The 19,799-nt window shown below is 47.1% G+C and carries 15 protein-coding genes; 9 read left to right on the forward strand and 6 right to left on the reverse strand.

Annotated elements, in window-relative coordinates; translation table 11 throughout:
• Nucleotides 1-118: 118 nt before the first annotated feature.
• Together C1N53_RS04960 and C1N53_RS04965 are read right to left on the reverse strand one after the other, a co-directional pair.
• Entirely contained in the window at nucleotides 119-2,023 is a 1,905-nt protein-coding gene (locus tag C1N53_RS04960) for a DUF294 nucleotidyltransferase-like domain-containing protein (RefSeq protein ID WP_137758269.1), read from the reverse strand.
• A 1-nt stretch (nucleotide 2,024) separates the two neighbouring features.
• Entirely contained in the window at nucleotides 2,025-2,738 is a 714-nt protein-coding gene (locus C1N53_RS04965; protein WP_168193963.1) for a 3'-5' exonuclease, read from the reverse strand.
• Nucleotides 2,739-3,050: 312 nt separating this feature from the next.
• On the opposite strand from C1N53_RS04965, the gene C1N53_RS04970 reads away from it, so the two are divergent.
• From C1N53_RS04970 to C1N53_RS04985, 4 genes are all read left to right on the forward strand, one after another.
• Entirely contained in the window at nucleotides 3,051-3,626 is a 576-nt protein-coding gene (locus C1N53_RS04970; protein WP_137761388.1) for a TetR/AcrR family transcriptional regulator, read from the forward strand.
• Between the two features lie 134 nt (nucleotides 3,627-3,760).
• Nucleotides 3,761-5,089 carry a TolC family protein gene (locus C1N53_RS04975; RefSeq protein WP_137758271.1) on the forward strand — a complete coding sequence of 443 codons (1,329 nt, stop codon included), beginning with the start codon at nucleotides 3,761-3,763 and terminating at the stop codon, nucleotides 5,087-5,089.
• 18 nt (nucleotides 5,090-5,107) lie between these two features.
• Nucleotides 5,108-6,253 (forward strand): efflux RND transporter periplasmic adaptor subunit, encoded by a 1,146-nt coding sequence (locus C1N53_RS04980; RefSeq protein WP_137758272.1) that lies wholly within the window; start codon nucleotides 5,108-5,110, stop codon nucleotides 6,251-6,253.
• A 28-nt stretch (nucleotides 6,254-6,281) separates the two neighbouring features.
• Nucleotides 6,282-9,473 carry an efflux RND transporter permease subunit gene (locus C1N53_RS04985; RefSeq protein WP_137758273.1) on the forward strand — a complete coding sequence of 1,064 codons (3,192 nt, stop codon included), beginning with the start codon at nucleotides 6,282-6,284 and terminating at the stop codon, nucleotides 9,471-9,473.
• A 236-nt stretch (nucleotides 9,474-9,709) separates the two neighbouring features.
• Here C1N53_RS04985 and C1N53_RS04990 read toward each other — a convergent pair whose 3' ends face one another.
• Complete coding sequence (locus C1N53_RS04990) at nucleotides 9,710-10,582, reverse strand: SDR family oxidoreductase (RefSeq protein ID WP_137758274.1); 873 nt, start codon at nucleotides 10,580-10,582, stop codon at nucleotides 9,710-9,712.
• A 126-nt stretch (nucleotides 10,583-10,708) separates the two neighbouring features.
• Between C1N53_RS04990 and C1N53_RS04995 the strand changes: the two genes are divergently transcribed.
• On the forward strand, nucleotides 10,709-11,095 hold the full coding sequence (locus tag C1N53_RS04995; RefSeq protein WP_137758275.1) for a nuclease A inhibitor family protein: 387 nt from the start codon (nucleotides 10,709-10,711) through the stop codon (nucleotides 11,093-11,095).
• Between the two features lie 65 nt (nucleotides 11,096-11,160).
• On the opposite strand, the gene C1N53_RS05000 is transcribed toward C1N53_RS04995, so the two are convergent.
• Together C1N53_RS05000 and C1N53_RS05005 are read right to left on the reverse strand one after the other, a co-directional pair.
• On the reverse strand, nucleotides 11,161-11,991 hold the full coding sequence (locus C1N53_RS05000; protein WP_137758276.1) for a DNA/RNA non-specific endonuclease: 831 nt from the start codon (nucleotides 11,989-11,991) through the stop codon (nucleotides 11,161-11,163).
• Between the two features lie 125 nt (nucleotides 11,992-12,116).
• Nucleotides 12,117-13,574 carry an NAD(P)/FAD-dependent oxidoreductase gene (locus C1N53_RS05005; protein ID WP_137758277.1) on the reverse strand — a complete coding sequence of 486 codons (1,458 nt, stop codon included), beginning with the start codon at nucleotides 13,572-13,574 and terminating at the stop codon, nucleotides 12,117-12,119.
• Between the two features lie 163 nt (nucleotides 13,575-13,737).
• Between C1N53_RS05005 and C1N53_RS05010 the strand changes: the two genes are divergently transcribed.
• The 3 genes from C1N53_RS05010 (at nucleotide 13,738) to C1N53_RS05020 (ending at nucleotide 16,360) form a co-directional block, all read left to right on the forward strand.
• The gene (locus C1N53_RS05010; RefSeq protein ID WP_137758278.1) at nucleotides 13,738-14,565 is read left to right on the forward strand and encodes an NAD(P)-binding domain-containing protein; all 828 of its coding nucleotides are present in this window, start codon (nucleotides 13,738-13,740) and stop codon (nucleotides 14,563-14,565) included.
• A 32-nt stretch (nucleotides 14,566-14,597) separates the two neighbouring features.
• Nucleotides 14,598-15,830 (forward strand): NAD(P)/FAD-dependent oxidoreductase, encoded by a 1,233-nt coding sequence (locus C1N53_RS05015; protein ID WP_137758279.1) that lies wholly within the window; start codon nucleotides 14,598-14,600, stop codon nucleotides 15,828-15,830.
• 74 nt (nucleotides 15,831-15,904) lie between these two features.
• On the forward strand, nucleotides 15,905-16,360 hold the full coding sequence (locus C1N53_RS05020) for a PA2169 family four-helix-bundle protein (protein WP_137758280.1): 456 nt from the start codon (nucleotides 15,905-15,907) through the stop codon (nucleotides 16,358-16,360).
• Between the two features lie 352 nt (nucleotides 16,361-16,712).
• Here the strand turns inward: C1N53_RS05020 and C1N53_RS05025 are convergent, their stop codons facing one another.
• Nucleotides 16,713-18,503, reverse strand: a complete 1,791-nt coding sequence (locus C1N53_RS05025) for a DEAD/DEAH box helicase (protein ID WP_137758281.1) — start codon at nucleotides 18,501-18,503, stop codon at nucleotides 16,713-16,715.
• 615 nt (nucleotides 18,504-19,118) lie between these two features.
• Between C1N53_RS05025 and C1N53_RS05030 the strand changes: the two genes are divergently transcribed.
• Nucleotides 19,119-19,652, forward strand: coding sequence for a hypothetical protein (locus C1N53_RS05030; protein ID WP_137758282.1), 534 nt, complete (start codon nucleotides 19,119-19,121; stop codon nucleotides 19,650-19,652).
• The last annotated feature ends 147 nt before the right edge of the window (nucleotides 19,653-19,799 follow it).

The raw sequence follows: 19,799 nt of genomic DNA on the forward strand, positions 1-19,799 counted from the left end.
TGCTTTTAGCCGAAATGGTTTTCGTTAGAAGAGCCTGGGCTACAAAATTTGCCAGAAGTAGCCTCACCTTCCGACACAATTTTATGTATAAACCGGCCAGGAAGGTGAGGCATTGGGTTTAATACAAGGTTTTCGTGAAGTTAATCTTAATCCGTAGCTGGAAGTCGGCAATTACTTTAAAGATTTCCTTTAGAGTAACCTGTTCAATCTTAGTTAGTTTTTTCGGATCTACAAAATTATCCGGACGCTCTTTATCATTGATAATCTGCATTGCCTGCTTTTTCAGGCGCAGGCTCATAAGGTAATAATAGGCCTGTAGCAGCTCCTGGTACTCTTTGTCTGTAAAAACACCCTTTTCACATAAGGCAGCCATACGTTCACCGGTATTGGATTTAAAGATCCGATGCTGCAGCGCATATACCCGCACCAGATCCACTATAGGCGTCATGGTTTTCTTGATGTTAAACACCTGCTGTGATCCTTTGGAAAAGGTTTTAATATTGTTGAAGAAGGTAAGCGGCGGTTCGTACTGCAAGGCATTAACACCCATGTGGTACAGGAACTTATAGAGCGGGTTCTGAAGCTCTTCATTAAGGAAGCTTTGTAGTTCATCCATAATGGCTGCTTCTCCATACAGATAGCGACAGTCGAAGAAAGTGGCAAACTTCATAACAGCCTCCGGGTTCGACTCTGCCATCCATTCCAGGTAATTGCGTTTCCAGTGGGAGAGGGAATGGGTCCATTTCGGGTTTTTTGCCATAAAACCACCTTCGCAGAAACTAAAGCCGATGTAATTCAACCGTTCTGACACGGTATCTGCAAATTTAAGGAAATAGGCCCTTACCAGTTCCCGCTGTTCGTTCGCTTTATCTTCGTAAATAATGGCATTATCTTGGTCGGTATTCAGCGTTTGCTCTTTACGGCCCTCGCTTCCCAACACTATAAATACAAACTTGGCGGGTGGAGTGCCTAGGGCATCTATGGTGGTTTCAATTACTTTTAAGGCAATAGTATCGGCAACGGTGGTAATAACCTGGTTTACAATTTCTGCCTTTACGCCTCTGTTCAGCAACTGGTATACTATCTCCGGCACCTTCTCCCATTTAGATTTCAGTTCATCAACCGACTGTGCCAGTTTAACAGATTGAATAAACACAAACGGAGACTGCGCCTGCTCGCTCAGCAGCCTGTTCCGGCTCAGAAAACCGCTGTATTCACCATGGTGGCTCACCAGCAGGTACCGTGTTTTGGTGCGGAACATCAGCAGGATAGCTTCATAAATAAAAGATTGACTATCAATGGAAACGATGTTATTATCCATCACATCTGCAACAGGCCGGCCGGCATCCAACCGGCTTGCTATCACTCTATCGCGCAGGGTAATATCCGTTACGTAACCTTTTATCTGCTCCTGCTCATCTTTGATAAAAAGGCAGCTGATCTTATGATATGCCATTTGCCTGGCTGCTTCGTAGATGGGAGTGGAGAGGTAACAGGCCACAATTTCCTTGGGATCTACGGTTTCTATTCTCCTGGAGTAAAGCTGATCTGAGGCTATATAATTCTCTTCGCGGGTAGTAGACGGTTTAACAAAGTGTGCGTATTCGTCGTCGAGCATGCGTTTGCCATACACAGCTGTAAAATGATGGAAGAAAGCCTCATAAGCCTGGCACAAAGCTTTAAAGTGCCTGCGGTGCAGGAAATAAACTACGGTTCCTTTTTTGGCAATAACAGTTCGGATAGATCTCTTTTTGTGCAGCAATACCGAAGTGCCTCCGTAGCTGGACCCTCTGTGCCTGTGGGAAATGAGACGTTTGTTCTGGTTGCTGTCGTAGAAGAAGAGTTCATATTCACCTTCCGCTATAATATCTACTCCTCTCATTTTAGAGACGTCCTGCAGGTAAATTACTGTTTCTTTGGTATACTTTACCTCTTCCAGCAAATCTACCACACCTTCCAGCACTTCATCCGGCAGTACATCAAAAGGTTTAACAGTTTTTAAAAACGCTAAACGATCATTCATATCATCTGGAGTTAAAGAGTAAAATTAAAATAAGAAGAAGCCCCAAAGCCAGAGTCAGGAGCAGGTAAGGCAGCCTGCTGTTTTTTCTGCCTAACTCATACGACAGCCTTTCCTTTTTTTGCTGCCTGTCTATAATGCGTTCACTGATGTCTCCTCTTTCAAGCAGCTTAAAGAAACACTTTGCTGTGGCTTCTGCATCTGCCAGTGCATCATGCTGGTTATCCAGGGGCATGTTAAACAACCTTTGGTATAATTCTCCTAAACGCAGCAGTCTCTGGTGTGGCCTCAGGATAAAGTTCTGGGTTAAGGTCATGGTGCAAAAAGTTGGCAGCTCTGTAACCGGGTTAGATAAACCACTGCGGTAAAAGCCGAGCCCCAGCATATGAAAATCCAACTGGGCAAAATGGCTTACCACCAGTGGCTGATACGTAAGAAGGTCGTTGTGCAGCCATTGCATTACCGTTTTCCTTTCTTCCCCATGCGCCTGCAGGTAATCTTCTGTAATACCATGTATACTTTTAGATGTGTCGCTTATCGTATAGTCGTTGGCTTTTATGTAGTAGTTGCCGGTTTTTATTAACTGTCCGTCGCGGGTATAGATTACCCAGGCAATCTGCACAATAAAGGGCCAATTGTCTTTAGTGGCATAAGGTGCATGCCAGTCTTTGGGTATACCCGATGTCTCCGTATCAACGAATAATATGTGTTCTCTCACGAGTCTAATCTACTCAATATATTTTTTGATCAAAAGCAGCAGGGGGTAGTTCTATTTGCCAGTACATGCGGTAGCACCCTTATAAATATTTTACTTCTGCTGTATAGCTTAAGGTAAATGTTTTATGATTTTTGTAAATGGTTGATAACCTTATGATAATAGTAACAAAAACCCTTTACCATTCCTGCTGCACCTGCTGCCCTTGTAAAAGTTGTATCTACAATTATTTTAGATGAAAAGGTTTTGCTTTTAAAGTTTTGTGTTACCTTTGCCGACCGAATGAATGTTCAATAGACAAAAAAGGATGTGGCGTTGGAAAACCTGGCAGATAAAAAGAAAGCAATTTTAGAAAGTACACTCGACCTGATTAAAGAGAATGGCTTCCATGGTACTCCGATGAGTATGGTGGCGAAGCATGCCAATGTAGCGGCTGGTACTATTTACCATTATTTCGATAGCAAAGAAACGCTGATATGCCAGCTGTTTTCTTACGTGAAGGGCCGCATAATGGACGCCCTTTTCGAACAGGACGATGAAAGCCTGGACTTTAGAGTACGCTTTTTTCGGGTATGGCGTGGCCTGTATGAGTTCTATATAAACAATCTGAATTCGCTTGTGTTTTTCGAACAGTTTGTGAATTCGCCTTACAATAAGAAATTACCTAAGCCGGAACATGATACTTTTAAGCCCTTACACGATTTCTTCACGCTTGGCATCGAGCAAGAGTATCTGCGGCCTGTGAATCCGAAAATTTTAACGGTGCTGGCCCATGGGAGTATTCTAACGGCCGCTAAAGTAAGAATGGCTGGCAAAATTGAGCTACAAGAGCCGGAGCTTGAACAAATTATCGAAATTCTCTGGGATGGTATGGCCTTAAAGAAGAAGTAGCTCCAGTGGTGCTCCTTGCTGATTTAGGAATGGAAAATTAAAGCATTGTTTTATATTAATGTTTAAACATTACATTTGCAGGCCTTTTCTTCAAAGAGGGCCGATCTTTCTAAAATAGAGTTTAATAAGTGACTATGAAGATTATAAATCGAGTGGGGGTTTTGCTGACCGGGTGCATGTTGGTGCCTTGTTTGCTGGTGGCCCAGTCAGGCACAGGCGAAGTACCTGGAAACCTGACGCTGGAGCAGTGTGTGGAATACGCACTCAAAAACAGGGCTGCCGTAGAACAGGCTGCCATTGATGAAACCATCGGCGACCGGGAAATTAATGCCAGCCTGTCCGGATGGCTTCCCCAGGTTAACGCCAGTTTTGGCGGTACGCATAATATTAAGCTGCAACAGCAGCCTTTCGGCGATCAGATTGTAACGCTGGGACAAAAATATACTTCCAACTTCCTGGTAGAGGCTAACCAGTCTATCTTTAGCAGCGAACTGCTGTTGGCGTCGAAAGCAGCCCGTTTCAGAAGAGAGCAGCTGGATCAGAACTCGCTGAATACGAAGATAAACACGGTTGTTGATGTAAGTAAAGCTTTCTATGATATCCTGCTTTCGCAGGAGCAGATCAGGATATTAAACGAAAACCTTTCGAGGCAGGAGAAACAGTACCAGGATGCGCGGAGCCGCTTTGAAGTGGGGCTGGTGGATAAAACCGATTATCAACGTGCCGCCATTACACTGGCAAATATTCGCAGCGACCGCAAAAGAGCTCAGGAAACCATCAAAGCCAAGCAGGCTTTGCTGAAGCAACTAATGGGCTTTCCGGTGGAATCGGATCTGAACCTGACCTATGAGTACGAAAATATGCAGCGGGAAGTACTTATTGATACGACAGCTGTGCCTGACTTTGCAAACCGGATCGAACTCAGGTTGCTGCAGACACAGCGCGAACTGCTGCGCCTGAATACCAGCTACAGCAGATGGAGTCTCATCCCAACGATCTCTGCTTATGTAAATTATAACTGGTTGTTTTTCAATAACGAATTCTCCGAGCTTTACAGCCGTACATACCCTACTTCTTCAGCCGGTCTGCGGGTGGCCATTCCTGTATTCCAGGGCACACGCCGGATTCAGAACATAAAAATTGCCGAGTTACAGGAACAACGTGCCGATATAGGCATTGCTGACGCCAGAAAAGCCATTAATACAGAATATCAGGCCGCATTAGCAAGCTATAAAAGCAGCTACAACGACTGGATTACGCTACGCGATAACCTGCAACTGGCGCAGGAGGTGTATGAAATTATCCGCCTGCAGTACGATGAAGGTGTAAAGGCTTATGTCGACCTGATTATAGCCGAAACAGATTTGCGCACGACGCAGCTTAATTATTACAATGCCCTGTTTAATGTACTTGCCAGCAAACTGGATTACCAAAGGGCAATAGGAACTATAGACGTTAATTAAATCAGCTACAAAATAAAAATGAAAAGGAATTATACATGGCTGATGCCAGCCGCATTATGCTCCGTGATACTTACATCCTGCGGAGGCGATCAGGCAGGGCAGCAACAGCAGAATCCGATGGCCGCCGCTGCGCCTGTTACGGCATATACAGTTAAAGCAGAAGAAGTAACAGGCACAGATACATATCCGGGCAGTGTAGTGGCGCTGAACGAAGTAGAGCTACGTCCGCAGGTAGCCGGGTATATCACCAATATTTTTGTGCAGGATGGCCAGGAGGTAAAAAAAGGCCAGCGGCTGTACGAGATAGACCGAAACAAGTACCAGGCATCTTACCAGCAGGCCCAGGCAAACCTGCAAAGTGCCCAGGCGAATCTGGCGCGTGCGCAAAAGGACCTGGAGCGGTACGAACGTTTAGCTGAAAGAGAGGCCATTGCCAGGCAGCAGGTAGATTATGCCCGCACCGATGTGCAGACAGCACAGGCCCAGGTAGCGGCTGCACAGGCCCAGGTAAGGAATGTGTCCACCGATCTGGAATATTCTGTGATCAATGCACCGTTCAATGGCACCATTGGCATTTCGCAGGTACGAATCGGCGCACAGGTATCGCCCGGACAGCCTGTTCTGAATACTATTTCTTCTACAGATCCGGTTGCCGTTGACTTTGTGATTAACGAGCAGGAGATCTCCCGTTTCCAGAACCTGAGACAGGGACAACAGCCTGATTCTCTCTTTACCATAAGATTGACCAATGGTACAACTTATCCGCAGCCAGGTAAGCTTATTGCCATCGACAGAGCTATAGGCCGCCAGACAGGTACGGTAACGGTAAGAGTGCAGTTCCCGAACCAACAACGCCAGTTGGTGCCCGGCATGACGGTAAATGTGAATGTGCTGAACCAGGACATAGGCTCACAGCCTGTTATACCGTACAGAGCCGTTACAGAGCAGTTGGGTGAGTTCTATGTATATACCATCCAGGCCGATTCGGTGGTGCAGCAGAATGTGCAGCTTGGAACCAGGTTCGGAGCCAGTATTGTGGTACGTGAAGGCCTGAAAGAAGGCGATCAGATTGTAGTGGAAGGTATGCAGCGCCTTCGCCAGGGAGCTAAAGTACAGGTGGGCGGCCCACAGGGAGCACCTGCTCAGCCGGCTGCAGGCAGATAATTTCCATTAAGCAAGACTTTCTTAGAACATGATATCAGATGTATTTATAAGAAGGCCCGTCACCTCCATTGTGATCTCTATTGTGATCGTACTGGTGGGGGTGCTGGCCATGATGAATCTCCCTGTTACGCAGTATCCGGAGATTTCTCCTCCTACGGTTTCTGTATCGGCTAACTATACCGGAGCCGATGCGCAGACAGTTGAGCAGACGGTGGCAACGCCCGTAGAAACACAGATCAACGGTACGCCGGGTATGGCTTACATCACGTCTACCAACACCAGTACCGGCCAGATGAACATGAGTGTGGTGTTTGAAATTGGCACCGACATTGATATTGCGACGCTCGACGTGCAGAACCGTGCCAGTATAGCCGAACCAACTTTACCCGAAGAAGTAAGACGTTTAGGGGTAACAGTCAGGAAGCGTAACCCAAGTATCATGATGGTAATTGGTATTTACTCTCCGAAAGGCACACACAGCGTGCAGTACCTCGACAACTATACCAATATTTTCGTGCGCGATGCCTTGCTTCGTGTGGAAGGGGTAGGTGACATCACAGCATTGGGACAGGACTTCAGTATGCGCCTGTGGCTGCAGCCGGACAAGATGGCGCAGTATGGTATTAGTGCTAACCAGGTGACCGCAGCTATTCAGGAGCAGAACCTGCAGGTAGCAGCGGGTACAGTGGGTGCCATGCCACAGCAAAACACGCAGGCTTTTCAGTACCCGATTACGGTAAGTGGTCGTCTGGCAACTCCGGAGCAGTTTGAGAATATCATTATTCGAACCAACCCGGAAGATGGCTCTATTGTATACCTGCAGGATGTGGCGAGGGTAGAGTTCGGCAGGTTTGACTATGGCCGTATCTCCAAGATCAACGGAAATCCTTCTGCCATGCTTCTCTTATACCAGGCACCGGGCAGTAACGCCCTGGAGACAGCGGAAGGTATATACAAAACGCTGGATGAACTGAAGAGTTCCTTCCCAGCCGATGTGGATTATGTGGTTTCGTTTGAAACAGTTTCCGTTGTGCAGGTATCTATCAATGAGGTGGTGCACACGCTGGTGGAAGCCCTGATCCTGGTGATTATTGTCGTGTTCCTGTTCCTGCAGAGCTGGAGAGCAACACTGGTGCCTATTCTGGCTATTCCTGTTTCGATTGTGGGTACCTTTATCTTCTTTATTCCGCTTGGATTTACGATTAACACGCTCACGCTTTTCGGTTTCGTACTGGCGATCGGTATAGTGGTGGATGACGCCATTGTGGTTGTGGAAGCCGTGCAGCATTATATCGACCATGAGAAGCTTTCGGCCAGGGAGGCTACGCGTAAAGCGATGAAGGACATTACGGCTCCGGTTATTGCCATTGCCCTGATTCTGGCGGCAGTATTTATTCCGGTTGGTTTTATACCGGGTATTGTAGGCCGCCTGTACCAGCAGTTTGCCATCACCATTGCCATTTCTGTACTGATCTCTGCTTTTGTGGCGCTTACGCTTACACCGGCTCTTTGCTCTCTCATGCTGAAGCCGATGAACGTGAACAAGAACTCCAGGGGCCTGAATCAGTTCTTCTACAGGTTTAACAACTGGTTTGCCAGAACCACCGAGTCTTACTCAGTAGGTGTTCGCAAGAGTATCAAGGCAATTCCGCTGGTGCTTATCGTGCTGGTTTGTATATATGCAGGCACAGTAGGTTTGTTCACTACAAAACCAACAGGCTTTATCCCGACAGAAGACGAAGGCCGTTTGTTTGTGGCGATAGAGTTACCGGAGGGTGCTTCAGCTACCCGTTCGCAGGCAGTGCTGGATGAGATGGGTAGAATCCTGGCAGATGTTCCTGCCATTAAAAACTATACTTCTATAGCGGGCCTGAACGCGATCAACTTCTCTTTCAAATCGAATGCCGGTACTTTCTTTGTGCAGATGAAGCCTTGGGAGGAACGTAAAGATGCTTCGATGCAATTAGCAGGAGTAGTGGCTGACCTGAACCAACGCTTTGCCGGTATCAAAGAGGCAACAGTACGTGTGGTTTCTCCTCCGGCCATACCAGGTCTGGGACAGTCGGGTGGTTTCAGCTTTATGCTGGAGCAGCGTACGGCCGGCGATATTAAAGAGCTGGAGCGTGTGATGGGGCAATTTTTAGGTGCTGCGAACCAGCGGTCTGAAATTGCGATGGCTTATAGCTTCTTCAACACGAAAACTCCTGGCTACCATGTAGAGGTAAACCGCGAGCAGGCGAAGCGATTGGGTGTAGCTATTTCTGATGTTTACAGCACCATGTCTTCTTTGATGGGTAGCCGCTACATCAACGACTTTACCCGCTACGGACGTAACTTCCGGGTAGTAGCGCAGGCTGACACAGCTTTTAGAATGGATATCGAAAGTCTGAACCAGTTCTATGTGCTCAACAGCTCGGGTGTATCGGTGCCGCTGAGTGCCGTGGTAAATTACAAGGTTGTAGAAAATGCTTCGGTTATTTCGCACTATAACCTGTTCCGTTCTGTAGAGATTATGGGGGCGGCTGCTCCGGGCTATAGTAGTGGTCAGGCTTTGCAGGCGCTGCAGGAGGTAGCTGACCAGGTGCTGCCAGCCGGCTATGGCTATGACTTCTCCGGCCTCAGCCGGGAAGAGTTAGCAGCCGGTGACAGCACGATCTACATTTTCTCGCTTTCCATTATACTGGTACTGCTGCTGCTGGCAGCCTTGTATGAAAGCTGGTCGGTGCCATTTTCTATTCTGTTTGCCATTCCGTTAGGTATGTTTGGCGCTATTCTGGCACTCACGTTCCTGCCAAAGCTCGACAACAACGTGTACGCGCAGATTGGTATGATCACATTGATTGGTTTGGCCGCTAAAAACGCCATCCTGATCGTGGAGTTCGCCAAAGAACGTGTAGATCGAGGTATGGAATTGATAGAGGCAACTATAGAGGCGGTAAAACTGCGCCTTCGACCGATCATCATGACTTCCCTTGCCTTTATCCTGGGTGTGGTTCCGCTGGCATTGGCATCCGGTGCCGGTGCGGTTGCCCGCCAGACCATTGGCTGGACCGTAATTGGAGGTATGCTGGCCGCTACGTTCCTGGCCATCTTTATTGTGCCGGTGCTGTATGTGGTTATCACCCGCCTATCGTACAGCAAAGAGGAACTGGCCGAGCTTCGCCGTAACTACCGGCCTGAAGGAGGTGAAGGTGGCGATCCGAATTATGTAAACCACTAAAGTGAATAATTTGAAAGTTAGCTCACAGAAAGCCGGTAGTTGAACTCTTTCCTGTTCTAACTTATCAGCTGAAGCAAAACGAGCCTGGCCTAAAGCCAGGCTCGTTTTGCTTTTAAATGGTTATAATTTGAACCTGTGTGGTGCCGGGTTTTAGTAGCAGAAATCCAGAGTTATAATTGCCATAAGGAATCTGCTTATACCGTCATTGCACCTCAAATTCGCTTAATCCTCACTTGCTACTGGCCTTTGCCGCGCATCTGCTTTTCCATGGCGTCCCACATCTCCTGTGGTATCTCATCGAAAGAATTGAATTCTCCCGCGCCATACAGCCATTCGCCACCGTCTATGGTTACCACCTCGCCATTCACAAAAGATGCATAGTCCGAAACCAGGTAAGCTGCCAGATTTGCCAGTTCCTGGTGCTCTCCGAAGCGGCCAACCGGAATGCGTTTAACCGGATCTAATTTGTCGGCGAGCTGCTTCGGGAACAGGCGTGTCCAGGCGCCTTCTGTGGGGAACGGACCGGGAGCGATGGCATTGGAGCGAATGCCGTACTTGGCCCATTCAGAGGCAAGTGAGCGGGTAAGAGCCAGCACACCGGCTTTGGCACAGGCAGAAGGCACCACGTATCCGGAACCGGTCCAGGCGTAGGTGGTGACAATATTCAGAATGGCAGCCTGCTGCTTTTTCTCAATCCAATGTTTTCCGAGGGCTAAGGTACAGTTGTAGCTTCCTTTTAAAACGATATCTGTGATCACATCGAACGCTTTGTGGCTGAGGCGTTCGGTGGGGCTTACAAAATTCCCTGCAGCGTTATTAACCAATACATCTACAGCACCAAACTTATGTAAGGTAGCCTGAAGCATGGCTTCTATTTCGTTATACTTTCTCACATCGCAGGCAACAGCCAGCACTTCTCCGCCGGTTTCCTGCATCAACTCCTGCGCTGCCTGTTCGAGCACATCCTGTTTCCGGCTGCAGATTACGGCATTAGCACCTAATTCCAAAAAGTATTTTACCATCGAACGGCCTAGCCCGGTGCCGCCGCCTGTTACAATTATTGTTTTGCCTTTCAGAGAATTTTCTTTTAGCATTGGTTCTGCTTTCATATTTTTATTTTAATCTTGTTTAAAAGGTAACGTATAACACCAACCAGGGTAATGGAATAAAGATAAGCATTCAGCATATATCCTGTTTGGGTGCCGTACCTTTAATGCTGCTTAAATAAACGAACTATGAAATTAGAGCAACTAGAAATTGAGTTAAAAAAGGCTGTAGATGGCCTGCTGATGATGAGTGAGACGGATGAACCGTTTGAGTTTTATTTTGACGAACAGCACAATGCCAGCCAATTGAACGAAGAAACCGTTCGCAAACTGGCCGGAATGCCGGCAGGCTATCCGATGGAAGCAGTAGAGGTGGACTACTTCTTCAGAAATATGGTGAAGCATGAGGATGAACAGCAGGCAAAACGTTTTCAGCACCTGTTACACCTGCTCCAGGATAACCTGCAAGGTGTAAAGGCTTACCGTGTCGGAGAGCAAAGAATTACAGTGCTGATACTTGGACTCACAGAAGATGAAATTATAGCGGGATTAAAAACGGTTCTGGTAGAAACCTGATACAGGCCCCGAGCAAAATAAAAGGCCTCTGCTTCAAAAAAAGTAGAGGCCTTTATTTTGCTCATTTACTGCACCGGGCCGTCATCCACTTTTGCCTCTATAACAGCTTGTACGCCAGTAGTTACATTAGAAAGTAAGTCATACCCGGTTTTAGATTCTATGGCATCTACTGTGGTGCGGTAGCTGCTCCAGTCAGCATTTACTGTAGTTGAGTTAGGCGTATCGATAGCTATAACACGGGTGTTACTGTTTACTCTGCCTACATCGTTGGTACCCTCCGGCAGCACCACTACCACTTTCCAGATGCGGTTCGGCACAGTTATCTTTCCTCCGGCCAGTGTTTCTGTAAAACCATTGCTTCCGGTGCCCCCTTTGCCATAGCTCCCCATCACAATATAGAGTTCGTTGCCCTGGTCAACTAATTTGCGGCAGTAGTTCTCCAGGTTTGCCCAGGTGCGCTGGTTATTGTTAGGAGCCTGTGGTATCATGTTTGTCATCAGGAAAGTAGCCGAATTATCTTCGTTGCTTGCTGTTCGGTCTGCCGAAGGGCAGTTATGCCCTCTGTCGAAGCCACTGCCTGTATAGTCAGACGAAACTACTTTGTAGAAGGCAGGAGGCAATGTGTTGTCAGCACGAAAATCATCCTGCCGAGGAGCTTCTCCAAGCCATGTATTGTTCAGGTGCCAGCTAACCCAATTAGGTATGCCCCTGTAGCTGCTGTAGGAAAGCGTATACTGAGGCTTTTCGAGCAGGTAATTGCCGTAGTCTGTGCCTGCATTGCTGGGATTTCCCATGGCCATATTATTATCCCTGGCAGGGGCAACAGGTTCTTCCTCAGCGCAGGAGTTAAGCAACAGCACGCAAAGCATGTAAGCCAGTATTTTAGAGAATTTCATTTTGGGTATGGTAAGTAAAAAATATGTAAACGTTATCTGTGGTATGTACGGGTGGCAAAGATATTCTTAATTCATAATTGCTGATTTTTTATTTGGCGAGACACCAGAGGCATTTTTAAGTGTGATTACAGAAAGTGATCTCCCAGCAGTTTGTTTGCTGCTAAAATGCCGCTGAGGCACACACCCGGAATTCCCTGGCCCGGATAAACTGTATCGCCACAAACATAAGCGCCTTTATGGTCTAACCGGGCATCTTTCATTTGCCAGGGCTTAATGTGTCGGTACTGTGGGTAGCCGCCTACCATGCCAAAGGCCCTTTGCGTCCAGAAGAGCCAGGCACCAGGAGTGGCAGAATGGCTGTACTGAACAGATGAGGCTGGAACCAATCCCTTTTTATCCAGCAGCTGTAGGATATAAGATTCGATCTCAGCTTTATGGTGAATCCAGGTGTTGGCCGGATCTGTAACGTGCGTACTAATGGCTACCACCGTTTCACCGGCGGCAGACCTGTATGAATCGTCGGGGTGGCTAAAGCTGACAAATATACTTTTGCTTTTGATGGCAGGTAAGTCGGTGGGCAGGTGTACCTGGTGGTGCAGAACAGCTGGCGGAGCAATGCCTTTCAATACCATACCCATGGTAAAAGCACTGTTCACCAACTCCGATGGCATCAGGTAAGACTGCTGACGGGCTTTCAGTGCTTCAGAACTGAAGAGATCCAGAGTGTTGTTGAGAGGTATGCCGCTGACTACAAACCTGCTTTCGAATGCTTCCTTCTCTGTAGTTGTTTTGTAGCCCTTGTCTGTGGGGGCAATGGCTGTCACCTTCTGCCTGAAAAATACATCAGAACCATTTGCTTTGATGTAGGTTGTGATGGGCTTAACAAGGTTTATCAATCCGCCGTCTATATAGTAATTGCTGTAGAGGGTATAACAAAGCGCAGTAGCGCCAAAAAGCTCATTCACTTCGGTTAGGTAATTCTGGGCCGTAATAAGCAACTGTTCGTTCACGAAATCTACAAAAAGCCGGTTCTGCAGCAGGCCATACTTTTTTAGTACATCCTGCATCGTCCTGAAAGCTCCCGGAAGCAGCTTAAGCTGGTGTGGCCGGGCATGTTTCATTGCAGACAACACATCTCCGAAGGAGCTGATCGGAAAGTGCTGTTGTTCCAAAGAAGTTTGCCACACGCCTTGGCTAACCTTGTAGCAGTGTTCCCAGAAGGCACGCTGCCCCTGCTTTCCGAATACACGTTCGGCTTCTTTAATCCAGTCAGGCAAATGGGGGTAGCGGGTCACAACTTCTCCGTTCTGCAGGTGAACCTGCATGGGTATTTCTAACTTCCGGACCGGCAGCGTAAGCTGTAGTTCGTTTAACAGATAGTGCAGAGGCATGTGTTTATCTAAACCAACCAGTGTGGTAGCACCGGTTTCGAACCAGTAGCCTTTCCGCTTAAAAGAGGAGGAGCAGCCACCTGCATACTTGGCCTGCTCCAGCACCGCCACTCTTAGCCCTCGCTTCACAAGCAGTGCCGCCGCGGTTAAAGAGCCGAAGCCAGATCCTACTATTATGACATCATACTTCATTTATTTGTTACTTTGTGTGCCCGACAGCAAAACCGGTATCTATAACCAGGCTGCTTTGCTTAAACCGTTTCAGGAATTAAATGTTAAGTATAGGGGCCAACAATTATAGTGCTGAAACGAAGGAAGTAGAACCGGGTCTATTGAAGTATCAAAAGAACAACAAATGAAAGATAAAGCAGATGTAAGCATTATCGGGTGTGGCTGGCTCGGATTACCGCTGGCTGAGCGCCTGGTGCAGTCTGGTAAAATAGTGAAAGGTTCTACTACCACTCCGGAGAAGCTGGAACTCCTGGAGCAAAAAGGCATTTATCCTTACCTGATTAACCTGCAGGAGGAGCAAGTGGAGGAGGTTCTTTCAGAGTTCCTGCATACAGATATCCTGGTGATCAATATACCGCCCCGGCTCAAGTCTGGCATGAGTCATTTATACATAGACCAGCTGCAAAGTCTGCGGAAGGCAATGCTTGCCTCAGCTGTAAGCAAGGTGCTTTTTGTTAGCTCAACCTCTGTTTACCTCGATCTGAACCGGAGTGTGACCGAAGCCGATACTGTTTTTACAGAAGAGCAGAACCCTCAAAATGCCATGCTGCAAGCTGAAAAACTATTTTTAAAAAGGGACGAATGGATGACAACCATTGTTCGTTTTGGAGGACTTGTAGGCGGGAGCAGGCAAGCCGGCAGGTTTCTGGCAGGCAAAAAGCAGGTACCAAACGGCGATGCCCCTGTAAATCTTATACATCAGGAAGATTGCCTGAGCATTCTGGAGCAGATTATGCAGCAGCAGAAATGGGGCAGGGTATATAATGCCTGTGCCGACGGGCATCCCACCCGCAAAGATTTCTATACCCGGGCTACGCTGGCAATGGGAGGCATTCTCCCTGAATTTGACGAGATGCAGGAAACGCGCTTCAAGCTCATCAGCAGCCAGGAGCTAAAGCATGACCTTGCCTATACTTTTTTATACCCGGATCCGATGATGTTCTTTTCATAACAGCATCGGACCATAAGCATGCATTGTATTTAATGAGAGTTATTATAGTAGGAGGAGGAGCCGCAGGATTTTTTGGTGCCATTGCGTGTGCCGAAGCCAATCCAAAGGCAGAGGTGATATTGCTGGAGAAAACATCAAAGCTGCTTGCCAAAGTTCTGGTATCCGGCGGAGGACGCTGTAATGTCACGCACAACTGCCTGGTGCCAACTGTGTTTTCGCAGCATTACCCGCGTGGCGCAAAGCAGCTAAAAGAAGCTTTAAAACTATTTGGTGCCGTCGAAACAATTGCCTGGTTCAATTCTAAAGGTGTGGCCCTGAAAGCAGAAGCGGATGGGCGCATGTTCCCGGTTACAGATAATTCGGAAACCATTGCCGATTGCCTGCTGCAGGAGGCAAAACGGCTGGGGGTGCAAATCAGAAGCAGTACCGGAGTAGAGCGGATAGAACGTACACAGGATGGTTTTTTGCTGCACCTGGGCAACAAGCCGTCCTTGAAAGCCGATAAGCTTTTAGTCTGTACCGGCGGCAATCCGAAGTCGGCAGGGTATAACTGGCTTCGGGAACTCGGGCATACGATACAGGAACCTGTCCCTTCGCTTTTTACCTTTAATGTTCCGGGTTCTCCTTTCAAGGAGCTGATGGGCATTGCTGTGCCGGATGCCAAAGTACGCATTGCAGGGCAAAAGCTGGAATACAAGGGGCCGCTGCTCATCACCCATTGGGGCTATAGCGGACCTGCGATTTTAAAGTTATCTGCCTGGGGAGCAAGAATATTCCATGAGCAGCAATATACCTTCACGGCCTTGATCAACTGGATTCCTGCTTTTACGGAGGAGAGCCTGCGCGAGCATTTGAAATCTTACAGGCAGACACACCCGAAGAAGGTGGTAAGCAGCAATGCCATGTTTGGCTTACCGCAGCGCCTCTGGAAGGCACTTACAAATGCAGCAGAAGTACCAGCAGATGTACAATGGGGAGAAATGCCTGCCAAGAGTACTAATAAGCTGGTGGAGGCTTTGCTGCGCATGCAGGTAGATGTTAAAGGTAAAACCACTTTTAAGGAAGAGTTTGTAACCTGTGGCGGCGTTAGCCTTAGCGAGGTGAACATGCGTACCATGGAGAGCCGCCTGCACGCAGGTTTATACTTTGCCGGAGAAGTGCTGGACATAGATGGCATTACGGGCGGGTTTAATTTTCAGGCTGCCTGGACCACCGGTTACCTGGCCGGCAGAGCTATGGCGCCGGAACCGGAGAAGATAACCTGAGATAGCTGAAAGCAACAAATCAGCTCAAATAACAGTATATCTGCCTATAAGTATAAAACAAATTTCGACAAACTATGGAAATGAATAAAGAAGTATATTCGACTGTGCATCACCTTATTGAGAGATGTAAAGATGGTGCTAAAGGCTTTAAGACAGCCTCTGAAGATATAGAAGACAGAAACCTGAAAGACCTGTTTAAAAAGTATGCTGTTCAACGCGATAGCATGATTACAGAGCTGCAGGATCAGTTACATAAATTTGGTAAACTCGACAATGAGGCCGGTACGTTAGAAGGTACTGCTCATCGTGCCTGGATCGATCTGAAATCGGCGCTTACTTCACGTGATAAGAAGCGTGTGCTGGAAGAGTGCGAGCGTGGTGAAGATTATGCTCTAAAGGCATACCGGGAGGCGCTTGAGAAAGACCTGCCAGGGGAGTTGAAGCCTATTATCGAACACCAGTATCATGATGTGAAAAATGCGCACGATCATATTCGTTCGTTACGCGATGCCGCTAGAGAGAATTCTTAATTCAGTTTTAATAAAAAGAAAGAGGGCTGCTTCATCTGAAGCAGCCCTCTTTCTTTTACAGCCTGTTCTGGTTAAGAGCAACAGAAGCCTGTAAAAAGAATAAGGCTGAGATCCGTCTGATCTCAGCCTTATCAAGTCTAACTGAATAAACAGTTAGCTTAATCTTCCAACCTTTTTATGATACTACTTTAACGGATGCAGGTACAGGAAGGTTGTGTTCCTGGTAAATATTTTTCAAAAAAATAAGCCAGCTGATAAAGCTGGCTTATTTGTCTGGCGCTATTTTAGCTGTAAGTGCTTCAATAGCTGAATATTGTAAATTGTGTCTGCTTGATAAAACGGCAGAAAAAAATTAAAATCTTTTTCTACGGAAACCGCCGCCGCTACCGCCTCTGCGGTCACCACCTCTGGAAGAATCACGATCACGGTCGCCGCGGCCACCGAATCTGCTGCCTCCGCCAAAGCCTCGGCCGCCTCTGTCGCGATCGCCTCCGAAACCTCCGCGGTCACGGTCGCGATCTCCACCAAATCCGCCACGTGGCTTATCTTCTTTCGCGCCTTTTTTCTGAGATTTCTCCACTACGATAGAACGGCCATCCACTTCGATGCCATTTACCCTTTCAAGAATCTCCGGAGTAAATTCAGAAGGTACTTCTACAAAGCTGAATTTATCGTACAAGTCTATGTCGCCTACTTTACCGGCTGGTATAGAGCTGTTTTCGCTGAGCAGGTCGATCAGGTCTTTAGGGTGCACACGATCTTTTTTACCGATAGTGATAAACAAGCGGTCCATCCCTTCGCGAACTGTACCCAGTCCTTTTTCGGCTTCTTTACCTGCTTCCTTGGTCTTAACTTCTTTGATGCTCATTTTAAGCAAGGCAGCTGCAATCTCAAGAGAAGTATACTCTTCGTTTACAAGCGACTCGATTTTTGAGATATGCTTGGTAAGATTGCCTTTTTCCAGTACCTCACGCACTTTATCCAGGAAGTTGTTTGTACGAAGCTCGTTTACATCTTCGTAAGTAGGTACCTGCTGCAGCTGGATAGTTGCTTTTGTATAGCGCATGATATCCTTCAGCTTGTACATATCTGAACGACCGGAAACAAAGGAGAAGGCTTTACCAGACTTGCCGGCACGGCCGGTACGGCCAATACGGTGCACGTAAGCCTCCTCGTCCTGTGGCAGATCGTAGTTAAATACCGCTTCCACGTTGTCTACGTCCAGTCCACGGGCTGCTACGTCTGTAGCCACCAGTATTTCCAGTGTAGCGTTACGGAATTTACCCATCACGTTAGAACGCTGGTTCTGGTTCAGGTCGCCGTGCAGGGCATCGGCAAAATAACCACGCGATTGCAGGTTGGTTACCAGTTCATCCACCATACGCTTGGTATTGCAGAAGATAATAACCGATTTCATGTTATGCATGTCCAGGATGCGGGAAAGCACTTCACCTTTCATGCTGTTGCGCACTTCAAAGTATACCTGGTCGATGTTTGTTACCGTAAGCTCCTTATGCACTACTTTCACGATAACTGGATCGTTCTGGTAACGCTTTGTCAGGTCCATAATCGGCTTAGACATGGTAGCAGAGAAGAAGATCGTCTGGCGTTCTTCCGGCATATGGCCCAGAACGAATTCAATATCATCACGGAAGCCCATGTCCAGCATTTCGTCCGCTTCGTCCAGGATAATTTTCTTAACCTTGTCGAGCTTCAGCGTACCACGTTCGATGTGGTCCATCACACGGCCTGGTGTACCAATAACAATCTGCACACCTTGTTTAAGGGCACGCAGCTGGCGGTCGTAAGATTGTCCGCCGTAAATAGGCACAATATTAATGTTTGGTTTGTACTTGATAAGTTTCTGGATTTCACCAGCTACCTGAATAGCAAGTTCACGGGTAGGGCAAAGAATAAGCGCCTGTACACTACGGTCGTTCTCATCAATGCTCTCGATGGTTGGGATACCAAAAGCGGCTGTTTTACCTGTACCAGTCTGAGCCTGACCAATGATGTCGCGGCCTTCTAAAACAACAGGAATAGCTTCTGTTTGGATAGGAGAGGCTTCTTCAAAGCCCATGTCAGCGATAGCACGCTGTACCTCCGCAGAAAGCGGAAGCTCTTCGAATCTGATTTTGTTCATCTAAATTACTTAATAATTGGATTATGACATATCTGGTTCAGCCTGTAATTAACCTTTCTCTACGATAAAAGAGCGACTAAGAACTAAAAACAACCAGGGCTTCTTTATGTGACGGCACATCCAGTTATCAGTAAAATTCAGACTGATTCCAAATCGGGTGCAAAATTACAAATAATAATCGGTATAAACTACTAGTAGCTCCTAATCATTTTTAAAAAGCCGATAAAACAGCTTCTGCACCGCAGGTTAGCTAAAAAAATATTTTAATTGCCAAGGCGCATCACTATCTGCTAAACAGGTGCAGACCGCCAGCCATGCTTGAAGCGGGCCTATTACTTCTGCTACCGAAAAAATATAGTTTGTCCGCCATCAGAGTGCTTTCACCATTATTTTACCTTCTGCTGCTACCAAACCGACTCTTCTTCGTAGTAAGTCTATATTGGAATATACAGCAGCCCCTATACACTTCAGGCGATATTCACAAAAGGATTTAATAAAAGTATTCTTAAAGGCTTCTTGCAAATTGTTGCGCACTTTAACTGGTGCGACAGGAGGATAGGCCTTACAGGTAATTGTATTCATCATCAGAAAACCGCTAACCTTAATTACCCGCTTATGTTACACTTTTCCAGAATTTCTTCTCAGGGCAACGATTTTCACCTGATTGCCTCCGGCGCACTGGCATTTAAGATACAGAACAAGATATTGAAAGATGATACTTTTCAGCAGGGAGTTTCTGTTAAGCGAAACCTGATCTGGCATAGCAGCCCTGCACGTACTGCGGTGCAAAAGAAAGTATTCTTTGTCATTATTTCTGATTTAGATAAAGTTAAAGTTGAATCGCTTTGTAAAATGATTGCCGACGAAAGAGCACAGGGTGGTTACGCCGTGTGCCAGGTAATTCCGATGTTGCTGAACGAGCCCGGCTACAAGGCCTTAAAGATGCTCCGGCAAAGTTTTGACGAGGTAATTGAACTGAACAAGTTTAACATGGGTAACGGAGCAGCCGCCATGAGTGCCGAACAGCAGCAGTGTATCATGACGGATTACTCTATCTCGATGGCCCGGATTATCTTTCATTCCAGCATGAATAAAGCCAAAGTTATTTCACCACAACCTGATCTTCAGCCAGTGCCCATGTACGCCTAGGCATTCCTTTACCTGATGCTATAGCTGAAATAGCCGTGCCTGCAGCCTGATATTCGTGCTGCAGGCACGGCTATTTCAGTTTAATTTTCCTGGCCTAATTCCTTTTTTAGTCTGTCTGATGCAAATTTGTGGGTATCTTTAAAGGTT

The organism is Pontibacter sp. SGAir0037 (assembly GCF_005491705.1).
Classification (GTDB): Bacteria; Bacteroidota; Bacteroidia; order Cytophagales; family Hymenobacteraceae; genus Pontibacter.

Coding starts and splice junctions, on each gene's coding strand:
- C1N53_RS04960 (WP_137758269.1), bottom strand. CDS start 2,023: ATGAATGATCGTTTAGCGTTTTTAAAAACTGTTAAACCTTTTGATGTA.
- C1N53_RS04975 (WP_137758271.1), top strand. CDS start 3,761: ATGAAGATTATAAATCGAGTGGGGGTTTTGCTGACCGGGTGCATGTTG.
- C1N53_RS04980 (WP_137758272.1), top strand. CDS start 5,108: ATGAAAAGGAATTATACATGGCTGATGCCAGCCGCATTATGCTCCGTG.
- C1N53_RS04985 (WP_137758273.1), top strand. CDS start 6,282: ATGATATCAGATGTATTTATAAGAAGGCCCGTCACCTCCATTGTGATC.
- C1N53_RS04990 (WP_137758274.1), bottom strand. CDS start 10,582: ATGAAAGCAGAACCAATGCTAAAAGAAAATTCTCTGAAAGGCAAAACA.
- C1N53_RS04995 (WP_137758275.1), top strand. CDS start 10,709: ATGAAATTAGAGCAACTAGAAATTGAGTTAAAAAAGGCTGTAGATGGC.
- C1N53_RS05000 (WP_137758276.1), bottom strand. CDS start 11,991: ATGAAATTCTCTAAAATACTGGCTTACATGCTTTGCGTGCTGTTGCTT.
- C1N53_RS05005 (WP_137758277.1), bottom strand. CDS start 13,574: ATGAAGTATGATGTCATAATAGTAGGATCTGGCTTCGGCTCTTTAACC.
- C1N53_RS05010 (WP_137758278.1), top strand. CDS start 13,738: ATGAAAGATAAAGCAGATGTAAGCATTATCGGGTGTGGCTGGCTCGGA.
- C1N53_RS05015 (WP_137758279.1), top strand. CDS start 14,598: ATGAGAGTTATTATAGTAGGAGGAGGAGCCGCAGGATTTTTTGGTGCC.
- C1N53_RS05020 (WP_137758280.1), top strand. CDS start 15,905: ATGGAAATGAATAAAGAAGTATATTCGACTGTGCATCACCTTATTGAG.
- C1N53_RS05025 (WP_137758281.1), bottom strand. CDS start 18,503: ATGAACAAAATCAGATTCGAAGAGCTTCCGCTTTCTGCGGAGGTACAG.
- C1N53_RS05030 (WP_137758282.1), top strand. CDS start 19,119: ATGTTACACTTTTCCAGAATTTCTTCTCAGGGCAACGATTTTCACCTG.